Origin of the sequence: Rhodopila globiformis, assembly GCF_002937115.1 — a bacterium.
GTDB classification, from domain to species: domain Bacteria; phylum Pseudomonadota; class Alphaproteobacteria; order Acetobacterales; family Acetobacteraceae; genus Rhodopila; species Rhodopila globiformis.
In genome coordinates this window covers 1-22,629 of the sequence record NZ_NHRY01000223.1, presented here as the reverse complement: position 1 = coordinate 22,629, position 22,629 = coordinate 1, and the positions used below count along the sequence as shown (strand labels likewise).

Below are 22,629 nucleotides of genomic sequence, written 5' to 3'. Positions count from 1 at the left end.
AGCATGGACTTGAGCGAAGCCTGGGGGTGATGCCGGGGCTGGGCGCATGATGGAGAACCGTTTCCGCCGCATGGCTACCTGCCGCGGCTGATCGTGCCGGTCCGGGACGGCATCACGGCTGTGCCGTGATCGCGACCCGTGGTAAGGCTGCGGCAACCCGCCGCGGAGATGCGTTGCTGTAGCGACATGGCAATGAAGGGCGCCTCAACCCGTCTCGCCCTATCCCCTGCGGAACCAGTGCCGCGCCGAGGCGCCGGGCGGGCATGGTATCGCTACTTCAAAGGAACAATGGCCCACGGCCGCACCGGCATTGCAACAGCGCGGAGCGAGGCGGCTGCTTCGGTCCACGTGTCTTATCGATCCGGCCTTCATTGTCCTGAATGCAAAGCCGCGCGCTGCCACGGGACCAGCCCGGCCGCGTTCGAGGTACCGGGGCCGCAGGTCGCCTGATTTCTTCTCTGCGTGCTCTGCGCGCCGCTCTGCGATCTCTGCGTCGAATCGCGGTGGCCGAGGCGCCACCGGTGTTGGAGGTTGGGCGACTCACCCGCAACGCCGTTCTTTGTTGCGGCACCGCATTTTTGCAACGCAGAGGTCGCAGAGCGGCGCGCAGAGCACGCAGAGAAGAAATCGGGGCAGCCTGCGGCCGCGATGGCCATGCGCTGATCGCCGGCCCTTTCGTTAACAGGGCGGGACGGGCATGATGGCGCCATGCCGCCTTCGACCACCGCGCCAACCCGCCAGAAGAAGACGTCCGGTTCGCCGGGCAAGACCCGGGGCCGCCCCCGTTCCGGCACCGGCCGGGCATCGGCGACGCGGCGTCCGGGCAGATGGCGGGCATGGCCGATCGGCGCGGCGGTCGTGGTGTTCCTGGCCGCCTATATCCTGGATACCGGCGCCGTCATCCGCTTGATAGGAGCCTGCCTGGCCGGGCAATTCGGCCCGCCGGTGCGCATCGTGGCCTTCGCGGCGCTGGGTCTCCTCGGCTGTGTTCTGGCCTGGGCGCTGTTCAGCCCGCAGCCCGCACCGGCGGCCGCCACCGGCAAGCCGCGGCGCCCGCGGACCCCCGCCAAGGCGAAGCCGGCGTCCGCGGGGCCCGAGGCGACCGTCCCGGCGGATAACGCCCTGGCGCCGGATCAGGCCGGTTCGCCGAAAGCGCCGGGCCGTCGCGCATCGTCCCGCCGGCCGCCGATGCGAACCTGACAGGGGTCCGTGCTCAGGACGGGAGCCGCATCAGGGGCTGGCCGACGCGGATCATCCTGCCCTCCGCGACGGAGTCGCACAGCCCGAAGCCCTGCGGCGCGAGCACCAGGATGGTCGATCCGTGCTCGAACCAGCCCATTTCCGCGCCTTTGGCGAACGCGGCGTCGCGCGCCCAGGTTCGCCAGGCGCGGCCCGGACACCGTTCGAGTTGCAGGAACGACAGCCGGATGCCGGCAACGAGGATGGCCGCGACCGGAACCAGCGTCACCGCATGACCGGTGCCGGACAGCCGGCTCCGGACGATGGCACGCTCGTTGCGGCAAAATAACCGCTCGACCCGGCGCAGGGCGATCGGATTGACGTTCCAGGCGTCGCCGGGAACATGGGTGACCGATTCGACCCGGCAGTCATGCGGCGCGTGAAAGCGGTGGTACATGCCCGGGGTCAGCCGCAGCGTGGCGTAGCTTCCGTCGCGGAATCCATCGGCCTCGCCCGCATCGCCCAGCAGATCGGCCAGGGCGTAGGCCGAACCCTTGATCTGCAACGCCTGGCCGTCGCGCACCGTGCCGCAGGCGCCGACGATCGCGTCGCAGGGGCTGACGAGCACCGACGGGTCCGCCGCGATCGGGCGCGCCCCGTCCCTCAGTTCGCGGGTGAAGCAATGATGCAGGCTGCGAAAGCGGGTTTCCTTCGCGTCGCTCAGGTCGACGTCGGAGAAAAACCGCCAGGCTGCGATCGACAGGTCGCGGATCAGCGGCTGCTCGATGCGGCTGAACCAGCCCATGAAGCGTGTCAGCCGCCGGCGCGGGATGCGGTTGGTGAGCAGGAAGTTCAGGTCCTGCTGATGTACGATCTTCACTATCAAGGACCGGATTGGCGGCATAGGATCGTTGTCCCTACACAAGGTCGGTCATGTCAGCGCAAATCCTCATCGCAGCTTTGGGTGGCGCGGCCGTCCTGGGCGCGGCTGTCCCCGGGGCGAAGGCGCGCCTGGACCTGTCGATGGCGAAGCATCGATCGCTGGCCGGGCATGCGCGGCTGGCCCGGCGCATCGCGTCGCTGATCCCGTATTACGCGTACGACGAAGACCGTTTCTTCGCCTCGGACGATCCGTCCGAGGCGATTGCGTTGCGTCGCCGTGACGGCTTCCGGCGGCTGGCCAATCTGTATCAGGAACGATTCGCCGCAACCAGGGTGGCGACGGCGGAGGCGAGGGATGGGATCTCCGACCTGCAGTTCATCAGTGCCTATCGGGTTCCGTTCCAGTACGGCCGCTTCGTCAGCCAGCATCTTTCCGCGGGATCCTTCCTGGCGTCGTCGTCCGGCGTGACCGTGACGGATCTTGACGGCAACGTTTTCCACGATCTCGCCGGCTCCTACGGCGTCAATCTGTTCGGGCATGATTTCTACAAGGACTGCATCGCCCGCGGCGCCGAGCGGGTGCGGGACCTTGGCCCGGTCCTCGGCGCCTATCATCCGGTCGTCGCCTGCAACGTGCGGCGCCTGCGCGAAATCTCCGGCCTCGATGAGGTTTCGTTCCACATGTCCGGCACCGAGGCGGTGATGCAGGCGGTCCGCCTGGCCCGCTACCACACAAGGCGGTCGCATCTGGTGCGCTTCTGCGGCGCCTATCACGGCTGGTGGGGCGACGTGCAGCCCGGGGTCGGCAATCCGTCGCCGGCGCGCGACACCTACACGCTGGCGGAGATGTCGGAGCGGACCCTGCATGTCCTGCGGCGGCGGCGCGACATCGCCTGCGTGCTGGTCAATCCGCTGCAGGCGCTGCATCCCAATGCGGGCGCGCCGTCCGATTCCACCCTGGTGGACAGTTCGCGGCGGGCCCGCTTCGACCGCGAGGCCTATGCGCGCTGGCTGCGGCAGTTGCGCGCGGTGTGCGAGGAGCGGGGCATCGCGCTGATCTTCGATGAGGTGTTCGTCGGCTTCCGCCTGGCGCCGGGCGGGGCTGCGGCGTATTTCGGCGTCCAGCCGGACCTGGTCACCTACGGCAAGACGCTCGGCGGCGGCCTGCCCATCGGCGTGCTGTGCGGCCGCGCCAGGCTGATGCAGCGTTACCGCGCCGATCGGCCGGCGGATATGTGTTTCGCACGGGGAACGTTCAATTCGCATCCCTATGTCATGGGGGCGATGGCGGAATTCCTCCAGCGGCTCGAGTCGCCCGAAATCGCCGCGCTGTACCGCAATCTGGACCAGACCTGGAATGACCGCGCCAGGCAACTGAACCAGAGACTGCGGCAGGAAGACCTGCCCGTCGAGGTCGCCAACATCTCCTCGATCTGGACGGTCAACTACACCAGGCCGTCGCGCTACAACTGGATGCTGCAATACTATCTCCGCGCCGAGGGGCTGGCGCTGAGCTGGGTGGGAACGGGGCGCCTGATCTTCAGCCTGAACTACACGGACGCGGATTTCGCGTCGGTGTCCGACCGCTTCGTCGCCGCCTGCCGCGCCATGCGGGATGACGCCTGGTGGTCGGCCGGCGCCCTGGCCACCGACCGCTCGATCCGGCGCCGGATCATGTGGGAGATGCTGGCGCGGCGGCGGAACGATCAGTGATGCGGTTCCGCCGCCTCCGGGGCGGGAGCCTCCAGCAGGTCTGACTCGTGGAGCCGCCGCTTCAGCAGCCGGAGCGGCGCCCGGTAGTAAAGCCGGATGTCGTTGAACGGGTCGGTCATGATCTTGGTGGCCCAGACCAGGCCGGTCTGCAGGTCCTGGACCAGGAAAAGCTGCACGGTGCGGAACAGCAGGCCGCCGAGCCCGATGGCAAGCCAGATGTAGCCGAGATGCCGGAAAAAGCCGAACCCCGAGGTTGCCGCCCGGAACAGCCCCAGGCATGTCGGGTCCAGCAGCAGAACCAGCGGCGACAGCGCCCATATCGCCATCAGCACGACCTTGCGGTGGAGATTGTAGCCGACCTTGATCTGCTCCTTGTAGGCGTGGGTGGCCTGGTTGACGGTGTCGTAGGTCCGGGGCTCGAAGAAGAAATGGCCGATCTGCCGGCTGGTCATTGAAATGAGCCAGCCGATGAGGCCGGCCAGCGCGGGGTTGCCGAAGATCAGGGCATAGGCGCACAGGAAACTGATGGCGCTGAGCAGGTGCAGGGCCTGGTTGACTTCACTGTGGTGGTAATAGCGGTGGTCGTCCCATCGCTGTACGCGTAGAAGCTCGAAAAAACCTGCCATCTCTGTTCCCTGTATGATTTGAAGCCGTCTGCTGCTCACCGAGCGGCGCTGTGGGGTGACCGGAAACGTGGTTGTTGGGTTTGGTCACGGGCCAGGAACGCCGCCGGTCCCGGTCATTGGTCCTTGCCGAAACGTATCAGCCAGAAATGCCCGAGCGGCGGCAGCGCGCGTCGCTCCAGCAGGCGGACGGGCGAGCGCGCGGCCCATTCCTCGTAGCGCTTCCAGGGGAATTCGGTCCGCCATCCGAGCCGGCTGGTCACCGGCATCAGCCACTTCTCCAGCACGCCGCGCAGGCCGGTTTCGGCGCCGACGCGGCTGGTCAGGACGATCTCGCCGCCCGGCTTCACGACGCGGACGAATTCGTCCAGCGCCTTCTCGGGATTGGGAACGGCGGTGACGACATACTGCGCCACGACGACGTCGAAGGCGGCGTCGGGGAACTCCAGCCGCTCGGCGTCCATGACGGCGATCGTTTCGATATTTTTCAGACCTAGCCGTTGGACCCGTTGCCGCGCCTTGCCGAGCATCGGTTCCGAAATGTCGATGCCGACGATCCGGTCGCTTGCGGCGTACTGGCCAAGCGACAGGCCGGTGCCGACGCCGACCTCCAGGATGCGGCCGCCGATGCGTTCGGCGGCGGCGACCGCGGCGCGGCGGCCCTGGCTGAACACCGGGCCGAAGACGACGTCATAGATGGGTGCCCATCGGCCGTAGGCGGCGGCGACGCGATCCCGGTCCAAATCTGCAACGATTGTCAAACTCTCGGCTCCAGTTCATGACGGCTCCCTGTTTCCATCCTGGCGGAGCGACCAAGCGGCGCTCGACAGGCGGCCGGTCCGGCCGTTTCGGGCAGGACGTTATGGTTGCGAAGCAAGGGACGCCGTTCAGGCGCGGTTAAACGAACCCCCTTAGCAAAGGGAAATGACGGCTGGATTTAGAATGCGTAAAGAATTCATGACGAAATGATGACGGTTGGCCCGGCCATGACGAGAGGGGGATGATCGCGCCGCCACGAGCACCTCGGCCGGCGCCGGGCAGGCGCAAGCGAAGTTACGGGACGTTCCCACAATTCACAGTTGTAATCCCACTGCCGGCGCCCCCTTGACAACATTGCCATAGATCGGTAAATTTGGTCCCTGGGACAAAACCAGAGTTGCATCTACCATGACACCAGACGGCCATCTCCTTGCCTGGATCAAGCCGGCCGGCGCAGATCGATTCATTGGCGCTTTCGTGGGTGAGGGGGCAGCCTCGGATCCCGCTGCACGCCGCTCCGGCCGGGCCCCCGCAACGCAGCTTTGCGCCTCGCCTGACGAAGCGCGGCACTGGGTCGAGGCCCAGGCAGCCTGCTTGCGACTGCCGATCCGATGGGTCGATGATCCGAAATGAAACCAGGTTGCCCGCGGCCGGCGTGGCATCATCCGTCGCGTCCGGGGCCGTTCCTTCTGGCAACGAATTGTCATGCCGGCGACATCGAACGTCGCCGCGGTAACCGCTACTGATTGAGCAGCCTGACCTGAGGGGACCCATGTCGGATGTTGCAATCAGCGGTGGCGTGACCGACGTCCTGTCGGCCCGCCCTCATCTGGACGCCAGGCCGAACATCGGCGGCGCGATCGCCTTCCTGCTGGTGCTGGCGACCGGCCTCGGTTACGCGGCCTTGCATCTCCCGCGATATCAGCACCATCGGTGAGCACGATTTGGCCCTGGGCGCCTTCGTCCTGCTCGGCATCGCCCTGCTGATCGCGTTGGGCTTCGAGTTCGTCAACGGCTTCCACGACACCGCCAACGCCGTGGTCACCGTGATCTACACGCACAGCCTGTCGCCGTTGACCGCGGTGATCTGGTCGGGGACGTTCAATTTCCTCGGCGTGCTGACTTCCAGCGGCACGGTGGCGTTCTCGGTGATGCGGCACCCGGTTCATTCCGGTCTGGGTGAAGGTCGGCGTCGCGCTGGCGCTGGGCCTGGGCACGATGGTCAGGTGGAAGCGCATCGTGGTGATGGTGGGCGAGAGAATCGGCAAGACCCACCTGACCTACGCGCAGGGCGCCTCGGCCGAGACCGTTGCAATGGCAACAACCGGCCTGGCGGATGCCTATGGCTTGCCGGTTTCGACCACCCACGTGCTGTCCAGCGGCGTGGCGGGGACGATGGCGGCCAACGGATCGGGCCTGCAATGGAGCACCATCCGGAACATGGCGCTCGCCCGGGTGATGACCCTGCCGGCGGCGATGACGGACGCCTGGCCTACAGGTCGATCCAGGCATCCCGCAGGTAATCAAAGTAGCGGCCGACGCGCTCGCCGTTCCAGTGGTACTTCAGGTGGCGCTCCTGGCGCGGGATGCCGACGGCACGCGGCCTGAACGCGCCGATGCAGGTCCCGCCGGCGTGCCGCACGCTGGGATAGACCACGCCGCTGGCGCCCTCGTCGCGCAGCGCCCGCCCGTAGGCCTGGGCCGCCGCATAGCCGCCGGGGTCCAGCACCTGCGAGCGTTGCGGCTCGTCCAGCGCGGCGACATCCTCGAAATCCCCGCCGGCCGTGCCGAGGAGCACCCGCATGTCCTCCATGCGCGGCGGGTCGTTGCTGTCCCGCGCGTAGGCCTCGAAGTGGAAGACGGTCTCGGCGATGGCGGTCTCCAGCCCTTCCGCGGCGTAGTAGACGCCGAAGCTGCCGTCGCTGAAGCGCGAGCCCTTGCGGTTGACGTGGGTGAAGGACGCCATGACGTAGCTCGCGCCCGGGCCGGACACGCGCTCCCCAGGCGGGACCAGCGCGATCTCGCCCACTTCGTCGCGGACGCGCGGGTTGGTCATCTGCTCCAGGGCGACCAGTGCGTCCCAGACCGCGGGGTCGGGGGTCAGGCGCTCGAACAGGTTGATGGGGGGATAGCGCGAGGCGATGATCCGCCACGCCTGCGGCCAGTCGATCCGGCGTGCCGGCAAGGGTCAGCTCCTGTGGATCAGCTCCAGGGAGCCCGCGCGGCGTCGAGGTAGTCCCGCACGGCGGCCAGGTCGGTGACGTCCCCGGCGCACATGCGCTGCAGCGGCGTCTGCCCGCCCAGCGCGCGGTTCGGCCGCCTGACCCAGTCGTCGGCGGTGTGCGGATCGGCATAGAGGATCTGCAGCGCCTTGTAGACGCCGGCGACGTAGCCGATGCGCCGGAGCGTGTCGGCCGGCACCCGCACGGCCGTGCCGGCGCGCCAGGCGTAGTAGGTCCGCTCAGCCGGCGCGCCGAGGATGATGCGGGCTTCCTCAGCGGTGGCGCGCCAGGCGTCCATGATGTGGAAGAAGCCGCGCAGCGCCGCGAGCGGGTCTATGCGCGGCGGGGCGGCGCGGACGGGTTCGCGGACAGCCGACATGGGTGACCTCCTGTTTTGCAGGATATAGCGGTTCACCTGCGGATTTGCAACCACCTGCGACGGCATGGCGTGCGGTCGTTGCTCTATCGTCGTGGCCGGGGCGTGTCCCCATACGTATCAGGATAGGGCGACGGCTGGAGAAGGATTTGGTGCCCGGCCCTGTCTCCCTCAGCGAGCGCCCATGCGGACAAGCCGTATCATGACGATGTAGGAACGTATTCCGCCGCCGGGCAAGCCTCTGACTTTCCAGTGGTTTCTGAGCTCTGTGCCTGCCGCAGGCCCGATGCCCCGCCACGAGGACGCGGAATGATTCGCGCGTGCGCGGCGCGACCAGCCGTGCTATGTCCACGCCATGACATCGTACGAAATCGTGTCGGAGCAGGGCTTCATAATCGATGCATGGGCCGTCGTCGCCGTAGGGCTGGACGGACAGCGGCGGTACGTATCGCGCTATATGACTCTCGCCCAGGCACAGAAGACGATGGCGTGGCTGGGCGCGATGATGGCCGCCGGAAGCCTGCGGCCTGCAACGGCTTCGGCGCCCTGCTGAAGCTTGCCTGGCCGTCGATCCGCTGCCGATCCTGACCAGCGCCTGTGCCGGCGCGGGATCGTTCGCTTGTCGCTTCGCCGCGAGCCGACGCGTCGCCTTTTCCGCCGCAGCTGCGGTGCTGATCCGGAACGCCGGCGGCAGGAGGCCGGTCAGGCGGCCAGCGTCGCCTCCCGGTCGATCGCCAGCGCGCCGGCCTTCAGGCGCGGGATCAGCTCCCGCCCATAGTCCTTCGCGTCGTCCAGCGGGTCGAAGCCGCGCATCAGGAACGAGGCGACGCCCATCCGGTAGTATTTCAGCATCGCCTCGGCCACCTGCTCCGGCGTGCCGACGAGGCAGGAGGTGTTGCCCTTGCCGCCGGACAGCGCCGCGACCGGCATCCACAGCCGCTCATCGTGGATGTCGCCCCGGGCGGCCAGGTCCACAAGGCGCTTGCCGGACTGGTCCTGCCCGCGCGGGTGCGGCGGCGCCCCCTTCAGGTTGGCGAGGATGCCGCGCGCCTTGTCCCATGCCTCGCCCTCGGTGCGGCCGATGATCGGCCGGAACGAGATGTTGAACTTCGGCGCCGGCCGGCCGAAGCCCTCGGCCAGGCGGCGGAAGGCCGCCATGCGCTCGGCGGTCTCGGCCAATGGCTCGCCGAACATCGCGAAGGTGTCGCAGTGCTGCGCGCCCATTGCCAGCGCGCCGGGGGAGGAGCCGCCGAACAGCAGCTCCGGATAAGGACGCTGCACCGGGCGCACGTCGGGGAAGACGTTGCGGACCCGGTAGAAGCGGCCGTTGTGGTCGAACGGCTCGGCGCAGGTCCAGGCGCGGCGCATCACATCCAGGTATTCCGCCGCCCGCTCGTAGCGTTCCTCCTTCGGCGTGAAGTCGCCGTCGCGCTGCATGTCCTCGTCGCTGTTGCCGGCGATGATGTGCACCGCGAGCCGCCCGCCCCACAGCGCGTCGAAGGTGGCAATGGTGCGGGCCGCGAGCGTCGGCGCCACCAGGCCCGGCCGGTGGGCGACCACGTAGCCCAGGCGCGTGGTCTGCGCGGCGGCACAGGCGGCAACGGCGAAGCCCTCGGCCGAGGAAGAGTAGTAGCCAACCAGCACGAGATCGAAGCCCGCCTGCTCGTGCGCCTGCGCGAATTCGCCCAGGAAGCCCGGTGAGACGCCGCCGCCGATGACGTGCAGCGCGGTGCCGGCCGGGGGCGCGACGCCGATCATGCCGATGACCCTGACGGGCATTGGACGCTCCTGTGTTCTGCTTCGCGCGGCATAGTCGGCAGGCGGGTGGGCAGCGTCAACGCCGGACGGGGAAGCCGGCACCGCGACGGCGGAAAATGGGAGCGGCCGTTGCCTCACCGCGGCCGTTCTCTCACCGTCATGGCCGGGCGTGTCCCTACGCAATGCACACATCCTGGAAACGAGTGGGAAATGACCGTAAAATCAAGTGCTTGCCCGGGCGCCAAGAGCGTTCCCCCATCGTCATGGCCCGGCTTGTCCGGGCCACCTGTCGCGGCACACGTGCTGGAATAGGTGGCCCGGACAAGCCGGGCCATGACGAAAGGGAAACGCAGCGGCGGACCGTTTCCGAGATCTGTGCATCCCGTAGGGCGTGTCCCGGCCATCCGCCCCCCACCGTCGAAGCGCAGATGGCCGGGACACGCCCGGCCATGACGATAGAGGGACGACCATCGACCAACGCCGGAGGGACGACCATCGCCTGACGAACCCTCAGGCCTCCGGCGCCCAGCCCGTCATCACCGCCATGCGCAGCGTCACCGCCACCCGCCCGTCCTGCACCGGCAGCCGCGCCAGCGCCGCCGGGAACAGGGTCCGGTCCGGCACCGTGCGCGCCCGTTCGCGGATCGCGTTGCTCTCGCCCGCCGCCCGCAGCTCGGTCAGCAGCGCGAGCGGATTGGCGTAGAGCATCCGGATCTCCTCCACGTCCGCCACCGGCAGCGCGAAGCCCGTCCGCTGCAGCAGGTGCGCGCAGTCCCGCAACTCGGGGAACGGCGACACCCGCGGCGAGACCCGGCCCATAACCGCATCCTCGGCCTCGGTCAGCGCGCCGCGCAGTTCGGCCAGGGTGCCCAGCGCCGGCAGGCTGGCGAGCAGCAACCCGCCCGGACGCAGCGCCCGGCGCAGCTGGATCAGCGCCCCCGGCAGGTCGTTGATCCAGTGCAGCGACAGGCTGCAGACGACCAGGTCGAAGCTCGCGGGGGCGAATGGCAGGAACTCCTCGTCCGCCACGACGCAGATGCCCCCGTCGGGAGCGCCACTGCGCGCCGCCATCGCCGCCGACAGGTCGCTGCTGACCACGCCGATGCCCCGCTGGCGCAGCAGCGGCGCGACGATGCCGCGGCCGCCAACGTCCAGCGCATCCGAGAACTGGCGGGTGGTGTCGTCCAGGCGGTCCAGCAGGCGCTCGGCCGCGTCGCGCAGCACGTCCGCCACCTGGCCCACGGTGCGCGCCGCCCGGTCACGGTGGCGGCGCACGGCGGCGCGATCAAATACGAGAAGCGGGTCCATGGAACGGCATGTGCGCCGACCTACATGGATTGTGAAGACGTCACACTCGGCTTGACAGGAAGTTACAACTATAAGGTGCAATCATGAAACGCATCACCGCCGAGACATTGCGCAGCTGGATCACCGACGGGGAGGAACTCGCCCTGCTGGACGCCCGCGAGGATGGGGAGTTCGGCGCCTCGCACCTGTTCTGGGCAGTGCCGTGCGGCCTGGCGCGCCGGGAAATGCGCGTCCGGGCACTGGCGCCGCGCCAGTCGGTGCGGGCCTGCTGCGTCGATGACGGGCGCGGCGTCGCGGAAAGCCTGGCGGCATGGCTGGAATCCGTCGGCTTTACCGACGTCTCCGTCCTGGACGGCGGCACCCCGGCCTGGGAAGCCGCCGGCTACGAGCTGTTCAGCGGCGTCAACGTCCCCTCCAAGGCGTTCGGCGAATGGGTGGAGCACCACTTCGGCACCGAAAGCGTCGATGCGCGGGAGCTGAAAGCCTGGATCGATTCCGGCCGCGACATGGTGGTGCTGGACAGCCGCACCATGGAGGAGTTCACCCGCATGTCGATCCCCACCGGGATCAGCGTGCCGGGCGGCGAACTGGTCTATCGCATCGGCGACATCGCGCCCGACCCGAAGACCCTCGTGGTGGTCAACTGCGCTGGCCGCACCCGCAGCATCCTGGGCGCCGAGAGCCTGCGCCGCGCCGGCATCCCCAACAAGGTGGTGGCGCTGCGCAACGGCACGATGGGATGGGAGCTGGCCGGGCTGCGCTGCGACCGCGGCCGCACCGACAAATACCAGCCGGGCACGCCGAAGACCACCTCGCTGGCGCTGAAGCGCGCCCAGGCCTTCGCCGAGCACTCCGGCGTCGGCGTCATCGGGCCCCTCGACCTGTCCCGGTTCGAGGACGATCCCGACCGCACGCTGTATGTGCTGGACGTGCGCGACCCGGCGGAGTTCCGCGCCGGCCACCGTCCCGGCAGCCGCAACGCCCCCGGCGGCCAGCTGGTCCAGGCCACCGACCAGTGGATCGGCGTGCGCAACGCCCGCATCGTGCTGGTCGACGACACTGGCGTGCGCGCCCGCATGACTGCCGCGTGGCTGCGCCAGATGGGCCACCGCGACGTCTTCGTCGTCGAGGGCGGGCTGGAAGCGGTCCGCACCACCGCCCCCGCCGTGGTCCCGGTGCCGGAACTGGGCGCGCCGGTGGACCTGATCGACGTCAGCGCCTGCGTCCGCCTGCTCGACAGCGCCGCCCGTACCGTTGTGCTGGACCTGGCCCGCAGCATTGAGTTCCGCGAGGGCCACATCCCCGGCGCGATCTGGGGCATACGCGGGCGGCTGGAGCCGCTGCGGGGGCAGCTTTCCGCCGCCGGCCACGTCGTGCTCACCTCGCCGGACGGCCTGCTGGCGCGGCTGGCGGTGCCGGAGGCCAGGACGCTCACCACGGCGCAGGTGCACGTGCTGGAAGGCGGCACCGAGGCCTGGCACGCGTTCGGCCGTCCCCTGGTCAAGGACCGCGCCACGCCGCCCGACGAGGCCTGCATCGATTTTTACCTGCGGCCGTATGACCGCAACGCTGGCGTCGAGGCGGCGATGCACGCCTACCTGTCCTGGGAAATCGACCTGGTGCACCAGATCGAGCGCGACGGGACCGTGGCGTTCGGTGTCCCGGGCGAGGCCGATGCCGTCGCCTGACCACGGCCTCGCCGATCGGCTACGCCACGGCGGGCGGCTGGCGCTGGATTTCCTGCTGCCGCCGCGCTGCCCGGCCTGCGACGAGCCGGTCGAGATCCACGGCCAGTTATGCCCGCGCTGCTTCGGCCGCACCGGCTTCGTCGGCCCGCCGCTGTGCCTGCGTTGCGGCGTGCCGTTCGCCTCGGCCGGGCAGGGCGGCGACGAGGCGCTGTGCCCGGCCTGCCGGGAGCATCCGCCGCTGTTTCGCCAGGCGCGGGCGGCGCTGCGCTATGACGAGCACGCCCGCCGCCTGATCCTGCCCCTGAAGCACGCCGATCGGCTGGAACTGGCGCCGGTGCTGGCGCCGATGTTGGCGCGGGCGGGGCAGGATCTGCTGGCGCGGGCGGACGTGCTGGTGCCGGTGCCGCTGCACCGGCGGCGATTGTTTCATCGCAAGTACAACCAGGCGGCTGTACTGGCCCTGGCGGTCGGCCGCCTTGCCGATCGGCCGGTGCTGCCGGACGGCCTGCGGCGCACCCGCCCGACCGCGCCGTTGGAGCACAAGTCGCCCGGGGAGCGGGAGCGGGAACTGGCCAATGCGGTGGCAGTGCGGCCCGCGCGCCGATTGCGCATCGCCGGCCAGACCGTGCTGCTGGTTGACGACGTCATGACCTCGGGCGCGACGGCGAACGCCTGCGCCGCGGCGCTGCTGGCCGCCGGCGCCCGGGCGGTCGACGTCCTGGTGGCGGCGCGCGTGCCGGACCCAAGGCTGGGGTAGGGCAGGTCCGCGCCAGTTTTTCGCGGGACCCCGGCACCTCTTCACGGGACTCTGTCAGTGACGGGAGGGCGTGTGGCCGGTGCAGGCCGAATTTCGCTGCAGTAGCATCGAAGAGAGCCAGCGCATTTGCGGGACCAGACGTTTATTTGGTTGGCTCTTATTGGATTTCGGGGCGGTGAAACGCCTCACCCGACCACCCCGGAACCCGACAAGAGCCATTTGGTTTTTCATCGTCGGATGAGCGGCCTTTGCCGGCTCGACTGGAACGGGTCACAGTAATTCTACCGGGAACGGAAGAAACCATGGCGACGGTCCGTCCATCACGAGGCGACCTGCGAAAGCACCGCTACAGGGTCAGGCGGCAGGGGCTCCGCCTGGCGCGGATATGGGTGCCGGTACGCGGTCACCGGCTCTCGCGGATGAAGCGCGCAGGCAATCCGCCGCTGTGGCGCAACGCGAACAGGCGTTTGTGGACGCGATTTCGGCTGCATGGCCCTAAGCGGGGCAGTCTCCGGCGGTGGCCGGGGCAAATCCAGCGCAGGCGATCGCCGCGGCGCGCCGGTCAGCGCGGCCCGTACCGGCACGGACCGGGTCTCTTGAAGCGAATTCTCGTGAGGCTCGCCGGCGGCATGAACGGCGCCACCCGGTCGGTGCGTTCAGGTGTCCAAGGTCGCCACGACGGCGACCGGAGAGAGGAATACGCGATGATCAGGACAACTCAGGCTTTTCTTCTGGCGCTGTCGCTGGTTGCGGCGCCGGTTTCCGTGGCCCTGGCCCAGGCTGGCGGCGGCGCTGGTGGTGCCGGCGCTGGTGGTGGCGCCGCCGGCATGGGCGGTGCGGGCATGGGCGGTGCGGGCATGGGCGGTGCCGGCCACATGGGGGCAGGCCACATGGGTGCCGGCGGCATGAACAGCGCCGGTCGTGGCGCCGGCGGCATGAACAACGGGATGGCTGGCGCCGGCAGGATGGGCGGCGCCGGGATGCCCGGCGCGCGCATGACCACGGGCCGCACAGCCGCCGCCGGCAGTACCGCTGGCAGTACCGGCGAGGGGCTGAACGGAGCCGGCGCGGCGACCGGCCGGTAGGTCCAAGGCGTCCAAGGCGGCCCAGCCGGGACAGCGTCCTGTCCGGGCCGGGCTACGCCGCATGGCTATCAGGATAGGGCACCGGTTGGAGAAGGATTTGGCGCCCGGTCCGTTGCCTCACCGTCATGGCCGGGCGTGTCCCGGCCATCTGCGTTGCGTCGGCGGAGGGTGGATGGCCGGGACACGCCCTGCGGGATGCACAGACTTCGGAAACGGTCCGCTGCAACCGTGGCTCATCCTGTCACGGCCTGTGCCGGTTTCACCGACAACAATCAAGCGAACACGGGGTTCCACGGGGTTGGCACGGAGTTTCACGGAGTCGTCCGGGGTGCCCCCAACATGGTCGCCCCTGTGGCAGCGTTCGATGATTTCAGGCGCTTCGCGCGAAGCGCAATATCCACGTCCTCCGTGAAACGCCGTGCAAACACCGTGGAACTCCGTGTCCGCTTGATTGCGGTGGCAAACACACCCCCGTCCCATCCCGATGGGCAGGATGCCCCACACCGGATGTGCGAGCCACGCACGCCATAGCGTCGCGGCCCTGCGCACTCTCAGCCGGTCGCTTGCCAGCCAAACGCGCCGCCGGGACCGAGCGGCAACGTTGGCGGGCACCGGGCCAGCGCCTGGTTTTGCGGTTGTTTCCAGGATGTGTGCATGCGGTAGGGACACGCCCGGCCATGACAGTGAGGGAGAAGACCTTGCTCCGCCGGACGCCCTATCCTGATACGCATGGGGCTACGCCGCCCGACTGCCGGGTAGGCCTCGGGGCCGATTGCCGCACGGCTCGAACCGCGGGCCATGCCTCATATGCGTATCAGGGCGACGGTGCGTGCGGCGGATCGCCTTCGCCCTGCCCCGTTGGTGCCCTGTCCTCCTTGCCATCGCCGCCGATCGGCCCCGACATTGATGACGCTGACCGTGTCCGGACCCGGCCGATCGGCCGCGGCCAGGTCCTTCCGCGCGTCCATCACCGTGTGGCCATCGTTCGCCGGCGGCGCGGCGCCCGCCTGCGCCGCCGCCGGCAGTGCACCGCCAACCGGGGCCGCGCGCAGGAGATGGCGCCGGCGAGGCACGGCGCTGCCCGTTGCTGCCGCTTCAGCCCGGGTGCGTTCCGGCAAACCGCCGCGCATCCCGCCGGCTGTCCATACGTACGACCGGACGAGCGTCATTTTCCTGCATCGCAGCGTATGCTGGCCCACGAGGCGAAAAATGCCTGCTGTCCGGCGCTTTCCGGTGGTTGCGCCCGCCCGCCGGCAGCGCCGCCGGCTGCTTTGCAGTCAACGTCGCGCGTTTTGCTGTGGCAATAAACAGTAATGTTGAATATTGTACGGTATTGATAGGCAATGACTGCCGGTTTTTCATGCTGCGGCGCAGCATAGATGACTATTCACGAATATTTGACCAATTTTGTATTCGCGCTTGAAAAGCATGGCAGGATTGTTTCCCGCCTGCCACAGTGGATATTGACAAATGGCCCGTTTTGGCAGAAGGCTTCGGCGTCCAGGCGTCGCGCAACGCCAAGATGGTAAAGACGCAGGGCCAGGAGGGAAGACGATGAGTGATGTTTGGCAACCCGTCGCCGGTACACGGTTCTACTCACGTAACGGGGAGGGTCTCTATGAACGTCTGACCGATAAGTTGTTTCTGCGAATTGATGAGGTCGATGAGACCGATGAGCGGGAGGTCTGCACCCGCTTCGCCGAAGCCTTCGAAGCGCGCACGCCAGTGAAACTGGTGGCCTGACGAAGGAGATCGCGTCTTCCATCTGCGTTGGCGCGGCTGGCAAGTCTCCATCAAGAAAAACACCGACCGACGTCGCCGTGCAGGCACGGGCGCTGCGCGGCGTCGCGGCATGTACCGCAGGCAATATCAGCCTGACCGGACCTCGCGGTGCCACCTCAAGCCAATGCAATCGCTCGCGAACCACGCGCCGGCGGCGCGTGCCCGATCACGGCGGCGCCGTCAGGACGCCGGCAGCACGTCGACGATGAACTCGCTGCCGCCGTAATCCGCCTCGGGCGGGATGCGCAGCAGGCGCTTGTTGCCTTCCAGTTTCGTTCCCTTCGGCTGCACCGTCACCACCCGCGCCGCGCGCGCCGCGTCCATCGCTTCCTGCACCGTGCCGGAGCGGCCAAGCTTCTCCAGATTCTTCGCGGTTGCGAACACCAGCTTGAAGCGGCCGGCCTCGGTGTCCGCGAGTGCCTGCCGCGGCGTGATCCAGATCGACTCAACCGCCTCGGTGCCGTCGTGCACGGCCAGGTGCTCGGGTGGCGCCTCGGCCAGGAAGAAGTGCGTGTCGTAGCGCTTCGGCTGGTTCACCGGCGTGATCCAGTGCGCGAAATGCACCAGCAGGTCGGGCGCCGGCATCAGGTCCTCGGCCTCCAGCACCGTGTCGAAGCCGATGGAGCCGGCGTTCAGCGCGGCGCGGTACTGCGCATCCAGCCGCTGCAGCGCCGCGGCATCGACCAGGCCGCTGGACCCGCGCGGCCGCGCCAGCAGCACGCCGCATTCCTCGAAGGTCTCGCGGATGGCGGCGATGCGGAACGCCATCCCATCGGTGTCCGGGCGGCCGGGAACGGGATGGTCCACCGGCTGGGCGGCCAGCGCGAAGTCCGCCTCCTCAACCCGGCCGCCCGGGAACACCAGGGCACCGGCGGCAAAGTCGATGGCGTGGTGGCGCACCACCATGAAGACCTCGATCCCGTCGGACCCGTCCCGCAGCAGCAGGATCGTGGCGGCCGGGCGGGCGGTTGCTTCCAAGCTCATGGTTCGTCCTGTCGCGTGTTGGGGGAATGGTTTAACCGAGACGGCCGAGTCGGTCACGTCCGCAGGCGGCGCAGCAACTCCGCCGCGCTGGCCGGGGCACGCACCTTCCTCTCGTTGTCGAAAACGACGAACACGTCGCGCCGGCGGACCCGGGCCTTGTCGCCGCAGCGCTCGGCGTCGGCGGGTTCCTCGCCCTCGGCCCAGGCCCTGATCCGGCCCGCCCAGGCGTCCAGCGCGGCGGCATCGTAGCCGCAGCCGGGCGCCGTGCCGTGCAGGCGGCAATAGACGAAGTCGGCGGTGACGTCCATCAGCCGCGGCCAGGCGGCCGCGTCCGAGCAGACCAGGCCGACGTCATGGGCGCGCAGCAGGTCGACGAATGCGGCGCAGCGGAAGCTCTCGTGCCGGACGTCGAAGACGTGGCGGATGGCGCGCGCCGGCCCGGACTCCAGCCAGGGCGGGGCGGGCAGGCTGCCGTCGTGCCGCCGGGCCAGCGCCGCCGCCGCCGCCGCGTCGTGCGGCAGCAGCGCCAGGAACGGCTCGATCCGGTCGCGCTGGAAGCGGAAATTCGGCGGCAACTGCCACACGATCGGCCCGAGGTGCACGTCCAGCCGCAGCACCCCGGAGGCTATGAAGTTGGCCAGTGGCACCAGCGGGTCGCGCAGCCGCTGCTCATGGGTGATCAGGCGCGGCCCCCGCACCGGGAACACGAAGCCGGCCGGCACCTGGTCCGCCCAGTAGCCGAACATCTCCGGCCGCTGCAGACCGTAAAACGTGGCGTTGATCTCCAGGCAACGGAACTGGCTGGCAGCGTATCCCAGCTCCTGCTCCCGCTTCAGGTCGCGCGGATAGAACACGCCGCGCCACGGCTCGTACGTCCAGCCGGAGACGCCAATACGGATCGTCCCGCTGTTCATCGTCGACCAGCGGGAGGCGGACAGGCTCGAATCATGGAGCAAATAAGTCAAAGCCCCGGCACCTTGCCGCGAAATTTGGGCACAAAAGTGGGGATAGAGCAAATGTGATTGATCGGGGTTGCCTTGCGGCGGGCCGTTACTCCGCCGCGGCCGCCTCGGCGCCGCCTGGCGAGACGCGCAGCACCAGCAGCGACGCCATCAGGCAGGCCAGGCCGCTGGCGACGAACGCCATCAGGTAGCTGCCCGCCAGGCTGCGCACCGCGCCGGCGCCGAAGGCCGCCACGGCGCCGCCGATCTGGTGCGCGGCGAAGATCCAGGCGACGATCACGGGGGCATCGCGGCGGCCGAACGCCTGGTTGGTCAGGGCGAAGGTCGCCGGCCCGGTCGCCACCCAGTCCAGGCCGTAGAACACCGAAAACGCCCCCAGGCTGAGCGGATCGAACCGGCTGAACGGGATCAGCACCAGCGACAGCCCGCGCAGGCCGTAGTACCAGAACAGCAGCACCCGCGGATTGACGCGGTCGCACAGCCAGCCGGAGGCGGTGGACCCGATCAGGCTGAACACGCCGATGACGGCAAGCAGCGAGGCGCCGTTGACCGCGGAGATGCCGTAGTCGGCGCAGTAGGCGATCAGGTGGGTGTTGATCAGGCCGTTGGTGGACAGGCCGCAGATGCCGAAGGTCAGGCACAGCAGCCAGAAATCCATCGACCGCGAGGCCCGGGCCAGCGCCCCGAACGCCACCGCGAACGGATTGCCGCCGGCGAACGCGGCGATCGGCGTCACCCGTGTGCCGCCATAGGCCGGCAGGCCGATGCTGGCGGGGGATTCCGGCATCAGCAGCATCAGCGGCGGGATCACGGCGGCGACGCCCAGCGTGACGGCGACCGCAACGCCCTGCCAGCCGTAATACTGCGCCGCCAGCGCCAGCAGCGGCAGGAAGATCAGTTGTCCGGCGGCGTTGGCCGCGGTCAGGATGCCCATCGCCAGCCCCGCCCGCTCGGTGAACCAGCGGTTGGCGATGGCGCCGGCAATGCCGACCGCGCCCGCGCCGGAGCCGATGCCGACCATCACGCCCCAGGTGAGGAACAGTTGCCAGGGGGCGGTCATGACGGTGGACAGGCCGGTGCCGGCCATCAGGATCAGCAGGCAGCCCAGCATGGTGCGCCGGATGCCGATGACCTGGACCAGCCCGGTGATGAACGGGCCGGTCGCGCCCATCAGGACGATGTTGACCGACACCGCGGCCGAGATGGTGGAGACGTCCCAGCCGAAGGCGGCCTGCAGCGGCACGATCATCACCCCCGGCGCGGCACGCACGCCGACGCCCGCCAGCATGGCGCAGAACACCACCGCCAGGGTTATCCATGCGTAATGCACGGATCCGGCGAAGACTCGGGCAAGGCGGGCGGGGACCATGGGGCGCATATGTTCTCTGGGACAGAGCCCACTGTAGAACGGTAGTACTACCGCTGGGTAGCCCGCCGCCTCTCATGGCCGGGCGGCGTCACACCGGCTTCAGGTCCTCCAGCCGCACCGTGCCGTCCTGGCTGGTGAAGCGCAGCGCCTGGCTGCCGCCCTGCTGCTGCGAGAAGCCGGTGATCCGGTGCTCGCCGGTGTCATAGACGCACACCGTGCCGCCCTGCATCACCGCCAGCCGCCGCTTGTCGGGGAAGCAGGCGTAGCGCATGTCGTTCTGCGCGCCGCTCGACGACGGCGAGCCGAGATCCTGCGGCCACCAGTGGTTGCCCTGGTGGCTGCCCTGGTGGCTGCCCTGGTGGCTGCCCTGGTGGCTGCCCTGGTGGCTGGTCTGGCCCGGCTGCTGCTCGGCCGCCGCGGGCACCGGCCCGGTGGCGCCGGCGAGGTCCTTGCACAGCGCATCGACCCGCGCCTTCAGGTCGTTGTTGGCCATGTCGCCGATCATGATCATGCCGCCTTGCGACCACTGGCCCATGCCGCCGAGTTCCGGGTGGTTGAACTGTGCCATGCGGCCGCCGCCGTGCCGCAGCGCATCCGCCACCACGCGGGCGGCGGCGGGGCTGAAGCCGTGGCGCGCGGCGATGGTGTCGATGTTGTCGGGCATGCTGTTCCTCCTGTTATGCGTCCTGGACGCGCACCGCCCGCGTGGTGGCGGAAGCGGCGCCGTCCGGTCCGGTGATGCTGACCTCGGGCTTGTCGAATTCCATCGCGCCGAACTGGGTGCAGAACGCCACCTCGGCGGCGTCGCGGCCGATACCGATACGAACGATACCTTCTGGCGCCGCCATCCGCGTCGGATCGAACACGTACCAGCCCGGTCCCGACGGACCACGCAGGAAAGCCTCGAAAACGGCGTGGAAGTCGGGCGGTTCCAGCCGCCAGGCATAGGCGCTGACGTAGCGCGCCGGAATGCCCAGCGCGCGGCACAGGGCGATGCCGAGATGCGCGAAATCGCGGCAGACGCCTGCCCGCTGCACGATCGTGTCGTAGGCCGAGGTCAGTTCGTCCGACGCGCCGCTGACGTAGTCGACGTTGTCGTGGATCCAGTTGCAGATCGTGGCGACGCGCTGATATCCCGGCGGCGCCGCATCGAACGTCCGGTGCGCGAAGCGTTGCAGCCGATCGGCCTGGCAGTAGCGGCTGGGGTAGAGGTGGGTCAGGACGCTCAAGGGCAGTTCGCCCGCCGGGACTTCATGCACGGCGCCGGGGTCCTCGGTGGGATGGTCCAGGCGCACGCGGGCCTGGTAGGAAACCTGCAGGCCGCCCGGCGGTGCGGTTACCCGGACATAGCGGTTGCCGCTTTCGGGCATGGTCCAGTCCTGCAGCGGCAGGGGTGGATCGATGTGCAATGCCTCCGAAACGATTTCCTGGCCGGCGAAACGGCGTGCCTGCACATTGAAAACGAACGGCACGGGCTGCTGCACGCGATAGCCGAGCTTGGCGCTTACGGAAAATTCCATTGTCACGGCACCTGTGTTTCATGGTTGGCGGCCGTGTGGCTCACAGCAAGTCGCGTGCCAATGAAGGGCTGATGCGAGTCTCGCGCGATCGTGTCGGGAAGTTGCCGCATTTCCATGGCATCGCGGCAAAGGTTGCAGCGGTCGGCGCGCCGTCACGTTCAGTTGATTCCGACCGCGGCGGTTCCGTCGCGTTACCCACTTTCCGATCTTTCATTCCAGGAGGCCGATCCTTGCAAATCCGTGCCGGCTACGACATCGCGTACGAATGCCCCCAGCCGACGCCGATGCTGCTGGTGCTCAGCGTGCATCCTTCGCGCATGCATGATGTCATCGGGCCTCACCAGATCAATTTCGATCCACCGGTTGCCGCCAGTGCGTACCGCGACGGTTTCGGCAACATCTGCCATCGCATCACCGCGCCGGCCGGGCGGTCGCGCATGTTCACCGAGTTCCTCGTCAGCGATCCCGGCACGCCGGACCTGGTGGTGCCGGACGCGCCGCAGCACGCGATCCAGGACCTGCCGGACGATGTGCTGGTCTATCTGCTGGGCAGCCGCTACTGCGAGACGGACCGCCTGACGCCGCTGGCCTGGTCGCTGTTCAGCCACACGCCGGAAGGATGGCCGCGGGTACAGGCGATATGCGATTACGTGCACAACCGGATCGAGTTCGGCTATCACCATGCCGATCCGCTGCGCAGCGCCTTCGCCGGCCATGCCGAAGGGCGGGGCGTCTGCCGCGATTTCGCGCACCTGGCGATCACCCTGTGCCGCTGCATGAACATTCCGGCGCGCTACTGCACCGGCTATCTCGGCGACATCGGCATTCCGCCAGTGGATGCGCCGATGGATTTCAGCGCCTGGTTCGAGGCCTACCTGGGCGGCCACTGGCACACCTTCGACGCGCGCCACAACACGCCGCGCATCGGCCGCATCCTGATGGCGCGCGGGCGCGACGCCACCGACGTCGCCCTGTCCACGATCTTTGGGCCGAGCACGCTCGCGGGCTTTCATGTCGTTACGGACAAAGTTCAATAGCGCCGGGTGCGCTCGTTGTGCGGACGAGGAACGGAGCAGGCGAGGAACGGAGCAGGCGAGGAACGGAGCAGGCGAGGAACGGAGCAACCCGCGGCGCCCAAATCCACAATATGTTCTTGACATGTTCCACAACCTAAGGTAGAAGGCGGCACCCGTATCCGGAGCCCACGGCATGTCCGACACCGCCGCCCCAACCAGCGCCGATCCGCCTGCCGATCCCCTGACGACCGTCGTCATCGCCTTCCTCGCCCCGATGTTCCTCTGGGCCGGCGACCTCGCCCTGGCCCGGGCCGCGGCGATCGAGACGCTGGCCGCCTACAGCGTCGCCAGCCACCGCAGCCTGATCGCCGCGGCGAAGGTCATCGCCTTCGACCTGGCCACGCTGTGTTCCCTCAGCCAGTCGATGGCCGAGGACATCGCCGTCGTCCTGGCGCTGCGCCTGCGCGGCAACGCCAACAGCATGGACCGCGCCGCCGAGCGCAACCGCCAGGCGCTGGAGACGGCCGAGCGGGCCGCCGCCCTGGCCGCGAAGACCGCCCATTGCACCGAGGAAGCCGCCGCCGCGGCCGCCGAGGCGCGGCAGGCGGTGCGCGACGCCAAGGCCCGCACCCGGGCCATGCCGGCG

23 protein-coding genes and 1 pseudogene are annotated in these 22,629 nt (G+C 68.9%); 11 read left to right on the top strand and 13 right to left on the bottom strand.

Going from position 1 to position 22,629, the window contains the following annotated elements:
• Positions 1–708 precede the first annotated feature (708 nt).
• Positions 709–1,200: a hypothetical protein gene (locus CCS01_RS21220; protein ID WP_104520763.1), complete on the top strand. Its 492-nt coding sequence runs from the start codon at positions 709–711 to the stop codon at positions 1,198–1,200.
• Between the two features lie 13 nt (positions 1,201–1,213).
• Here the strand turns inward: CCS01_RS21220 and asd are convergent, their stop codons facing one another.
• Positions 1,214–2,059, bottom strand: a complete 846-nt coding sequence (gene asd, locus CCS01_RS21215) for an archaetidylserine decarboxylase (protein ID WP_204848383.1) — start codon at positions 2,057–2,059, stop codon at positions 1,214–1,216.
• A gap of 53 nt (positions 2,060–2,112) precedes the next feature.
• Here asd and CCS01_RS21210 point away from each other — a divergent pair, with 53 nt between their 5' ends.
• On the top strand, positions 2,113–3,774 hold the full coding sequence (locus CCS01_RS21210) for an aminotransferase class III-fold pyridoxal phosphate-dependent enzyme (protein WP_104520761.1): 1,662 nt from the start codon (positions 2,113–2,115) through the stop codon (positions 3,772–3,774).
• On the opposite strand, the gene CCS01_RS21205 is transcribed toward CCS01_RS21210, so the two are convergent.
• Entirely contained in the window at positions 3,768–4,400 is a 633-nt protein-coding gene (locus CCS01_RS21205; RefSeq protein ID WP_104520760.1) for a hypothetical protein, read from the bottom strand. The two genes, CCS01_RS21210 and CCS01_RS21205, sit on opposite strands and share 7 nt — an antisense overlap.
• Before the next feature lie 113 nt (positions 4,401–4,513).
• Positions 4,514–5,158 carry a class I SAM-dependent methyltransferase gene (locus CCS01_RS21200; RefSeq protein ID WP_204848382.1) on the bottom strand — a complete coding sequence of 215 codons (645 nt, stop codon included), beginning with the start codon at positions 5,156–5,158 and terminating at the stop codon, positions 4,514–4,516.
• A gap of 770 nt (positions 5,159–5,928) precedes the next feature.
• Between CCS01_RS21200 and CCS01_RS35415 the strand changes: the two genes are divergently transcribed.
• From CCS01_RS35415 to CCS01_RS35405, 3 genes and pseudogenes are all read left to right on the top strand, one after another.
• Positions 5,929–6,093, top strand: coding sequence for a hypothetical protein (locus CCS01_RS35415; protein WP_239992342.1), 165 nt, complete (start codon positions 5,929–5,931; stop codon positions 6,091–6,093).
• Between the two features lie 100 nt (positions 6,094–6,193).
• Positions 6,194–6,247: pseudogene (locus tag CCS01_RS35410) on the top strand (hypothetical protein); the annotation flags it as partial.
• A 127-nt stretch (positions 6,248–6,374) separates the two neighbouring features.
• Positions 6,375–6,764, top strand: coding sequence for an inorganic phosphate transporter (locus CCS01_RS35405; RefSeq protein WP_239992343.1), 390 nt, complete (start codon positions 6,375–6,377; stop codon positions 6,762–6,764).
• Here the strand turns inward: CCS01_RS35405 and CCS01_RS21190 are convergent.
• From CCS01_RS21190 to CCS01_RS21170, 4 genes are all read right to left on the bottom strand, one after another.
• Positions 6,649–7,341 (bottom strand): RES family NAD+ phosphorylase, encoded by a 693-nt coding sequence (locus CCS01_RS21190; protein ID WP_239992341.1) that lies wholly within the window; start codon positions 7,339–7,341, stop codon positions 6,649–6,651. The genes CCS01_RS35405 and CCS01_RS21190 overlap by 116 nt on opposite strands.
• A gap of 17 nt (positions 7,342–7,358) precedes the next feature.
• Positions 7,359–7,757 (bottom strand): MbcA/ParS/Xre antitoxin family protein, encoded by a 399-nt coding sequence (locus CCS01_RS21185; RefSeq protein WP_104520759.1) that lies wholly within the window; start codon positions 7,755–7,757, stop codon positions 7,359–7,361.
• 699 nt (positions 7,758–8,456) lie between these two features.
• Positions 8,457–9,533, bottom strand: coding sequence for an LLM class flavin-dependent oxidoreductase (locus CCS01_RS21175; RefSeq protein WP_104520757.1), 1,077 nt, complete (start codon positions 9,531–9,533; stop codon positions 8,457–8,459).
• A 489-nt stretch (positions 9,534–10,022) separates the two neighbouring features.
• The gene (locus CCS01_RS21170) at positions 10,023–10,820 is read right to left on the bottom strand and encodes a methyltransferase domain-containing protein (RefSeq protein ID WP_104520756.1); all 798 of its coding nucleotides are present in this window, start codon (positions 10,818–10,820) and stop codon (positions 10,023–10,025) included.
• A gap of 83 nt (positions 10,821–10,903) precedes the next feature.
• On the opposite strand from CCS01_RS21170, the gene CCS01_RS21165 reads away from it, so the two are divergent.
• From CCS01_RS21165 to CCS01_RS21155, 3 genes are all read left to right on the top strand, one after another.
• A complete protein-coding gene (locus tag CCS01_RS21165; protein ID WP_239992340.1) occupies positions 10,904–12,508 on the top strand; it encodes a rhodanese-like domain-containing protein in 1,605 nt (534 codons plus the stop codon).
• Positions 12,495–13,265 (top strand): ComF family protein, encoded by a 771-nt coding sequence (locus tag CCS01_RS33890; RefSeq protein WP_158258521.1) that lies wholly within the window; start codon positions 12,495–12,497, stop codon positions 13,263–13,265. The genes CCS01_RS21165 and CCS01_RS33890 overlap by 14 nt, the downstream gene beginning before the upstream one ends.
• Before the next feature lie 596 nt (positions 13,266–13,861).
• Positions 13,862–14,350, top strand: a complete 489-nt coding sequence (locus CCS01_RS21155) for a hypothetical protein (protein ID WP_146101882.1) — start codon at positions 13,862–13,864, stop codon at positions 14,348–14,350.
• A gap of 1,095 nt (positions 14,351–15,445) precedes the next feature.
• Here the strand turns inward: CCS01_RS21155 and CCS01_RS33055 are convergent.
• The gene (locus CCS01_RS33055) at positions 15,446–15,727 is read right to left on the bottom strand and encodes a hypothetical protein (protein ID WP_146101881.1); all 282 of its coding nucleotides are present in this window, start codon (positions 15,725–15,727) and stop codon (positions 15,446–15,448) included.
• Between the two features lie 177 nt (positions 15,728–15,904).
• Between CCS01_RS33055 and CCS01_RS33050 the strand changes: the two genes are divergently transcribed.
• Positions 15,905–16,093: a hypothetical protein gene (locus CCS01_RS33050; RefSeq protein WP_146101880.1), complete on the top strand. Its 189-nt coding sequence runs from the start codon at positions 15,905–15,907 to the stop codon at positions 16,091–16,093.
• Positions 16,094–16,312: 219 nt separating this feature from the next.
• Here CCS01_RS33050 and CCS01_RS21145 read toward each other — a convergent pair whose 3' ends face one another.
• The 5 genes from CCS01_RS21145 to CCS01_RS21125 all read right to left on the bottom strand — a co-directional run bounded on the left by CCS01_RS21145 (position 16,313) and on the right by CCS01_RS21125 (position 20,967).
• Positions 16,313–17,116, bottom strand: coding sequence for an NUDIX hydrolase (locus tag CCS01_RS21145; protein ID WP_104520752.1), 804 nt, complete (start codon positions 17,114–17,116; stop codon positions 16,313–16,315).
• 53 nt (positions 17,117–17,169) lie between these two features.
• Positions 17,170–18,081: a DUF72 domain-containing protein gene (locus tag CCS01_RS21140; protein WP_204848381.1), complete on the bottom strand. Its 912-nt coding sequence runs from the start codon at positions 18,079–18,081 to the stop codon at positions 17,170–17,172.
• 85 nt (positions 18,082–18,166) lie between these two features.
• A complete protein-coding gene (locus CCS01_RS21135; protein WP_104520750.1) occupies positions 18,167–19,456 on the bottom strand; it encodes an MFS transporter in 1,290 nt (429 codons plus the stop codon).
• Positions 19,457–19,535: 79 nt separating this feature from the next.
• Positions 19,536–20,111 carry a hypothetical protein gene (locus CCS01_RS21130; protein ID WP_104520749.1) on the bottom strand — a complete coding sequence of 192 codons (576 nt, stop codon included), beginning with the start codon at positions 20,109–20,111 and terminating at the stop codon, positions 19,536–19,538.
• A gap of 13 nt (positions 20,112–20,124) precedes the next feature.
• Entirely contained in the window at positions 20,125–20,967 is an 843-nt protein-coding gene (locus CCS01_RS21125) for a transglutaminase-like domain-containing protein (protein WP_104520748.1), read from the bottom strand.
• A gap of 230 nt (positions 20,968–21,197) precedes the next feature.
• Here CCS01_RS21125 and CCS01_RS21120 point away from each other — a divergent pair, with 230 nt between their 5' ends.
• Together CCS01_RS21120 and CCS01_RS21115 are read left to right on the top strand one after the other, a co-directional pair.
• Positions 21,198–22,004 (top strand): transglutaminase-like domain-containing protein, encoded by an 807-nt coding sequence (locus tag CCS01_RS21120; RefSeq protein WP_104520747.1) that lies wholly within the window; start codon positions 21,198–21,200, stop codon positions 22,002–22,004.
• A 172-nt stretch (positions 22,005–22,176) separates the two neighbouring features.
• Positions 22,177–22,629, top strand: a 453-nt coding sequence (locus tag CCS01_RS21115) for a hypothetical protein (RefSeq protein ID WP_146101879.1), incomplete at its 3' end; no start/stop codon positions are given.

Coding starts and splice junctions, on each gene's coding strand:
- CCS01_RS21220 (WP_104520763.1), top strand. CDS start 709: ATGCCGCCTTCGACCACCGCGCCAACCCGCCAGAAGAAGACGTCCGGT.
- CCS01_RS21210 (WP_104520761.1), top strand. CDS start 2,113: ATGTCAGCGCAAATCCTCATCGCAGCTTTGGGTGGCGCGGCCGTCCTG.
- CCS01_RS21205 (WP_104520760.1), bottom strand. CDS start 4,400: ATGGCAGGTTTTTTCGAGCTTCTACGCGTACAGCGATGGGACGACCAC.
- CCS01_RS35415 (WP_239992342.1), top strand. CDS start 5,929: ATGTCGGATGTTGCAATCAGCGGTGGCGTGACCGACGTCCTGTCGGCC.
- CCS01_RS35405 (WP_239992343.1), top strand. CDS start 6,375: ATGGTCAGGTGGAAGCGCATCGTGGTGATGGTGGGCGAGAGAATCGGC.
- CCS01_RS21185 (WP_104520759.1), bottom strand. CDS start 7,757: ATGTCGGCTGTCCGCGAACCCGTCCGCGCCGCCCCGCCGCGCATAGAC.
- CCS01_RS21175 (WP_104520757.1), bottom strand. CDS start 9,533: ATGCCCGTCAGGGTCATCGGCATGATCGGCGTCGCGCCCCCGGCCGGC.
- CCS01_RS21170 (WP_104520756.1), bottom strand. CDS start 10,820: ATGGACCCGCTTCTCGTATTTGATCGCGCCGCCGTGCGCCGCCACCGT.
- CCS01_RS21165 (WP_239992340.1), top strand. CDS start 10,904: ATGAAACGCATCACCGCCGAGACATTGCGCAGCTGGATCACCGACGGG.
- CCS01_RS33890 (WP_158258521.1), top strand. CDS start 12,495: ATGCCGTCGCCTGACCACGGCCTCGCCGATCGGCTACGCCACGGCGGG.
- CCS01_RS33055 (WP_146101881.1), bottom strand. CDS start 15,727: ATGCTGCGCCGCAGCATGAAAAACCGGCAGTCATTGCCTATCAATACC.
- CCS01_RS33050 (WP_146101880.1), top strand. CDS start 15,905: ATGAGTGATGTTTGGCAACCCGTCGCCGGTACACGGTTCTACTCACGT.
- CCS01_RS21145 (WP_104520752.1), bottom strand. CDS start 17,116: ATGAGCTTGGAAGCAACCGCCCGCCCGGCCGCCACGATCCTGCTGCTG.
- CCS01_RS21135 (WP_104520750.1), bottom strand. CDS start 19,456: ATGCGCCCCATGGTCCCCGCCCGCCTTGCCCGAGTCTTCGCCGGATCC.
- CCS01_RS21130 (WP_104520749.1), bottom strand. CDS start 20,111: ATGCCCGACAACATCGACACCATCGCCGCGCGCCACGGCTTCAGCCCC.
- CCS01_RS21125 (WP_104520748.1), bottom strand. CDS start 20,967: ATGGAATTTTCCGTAAGCGCCAAGCTCGGCTATCGCGTGCAGCAGCCC.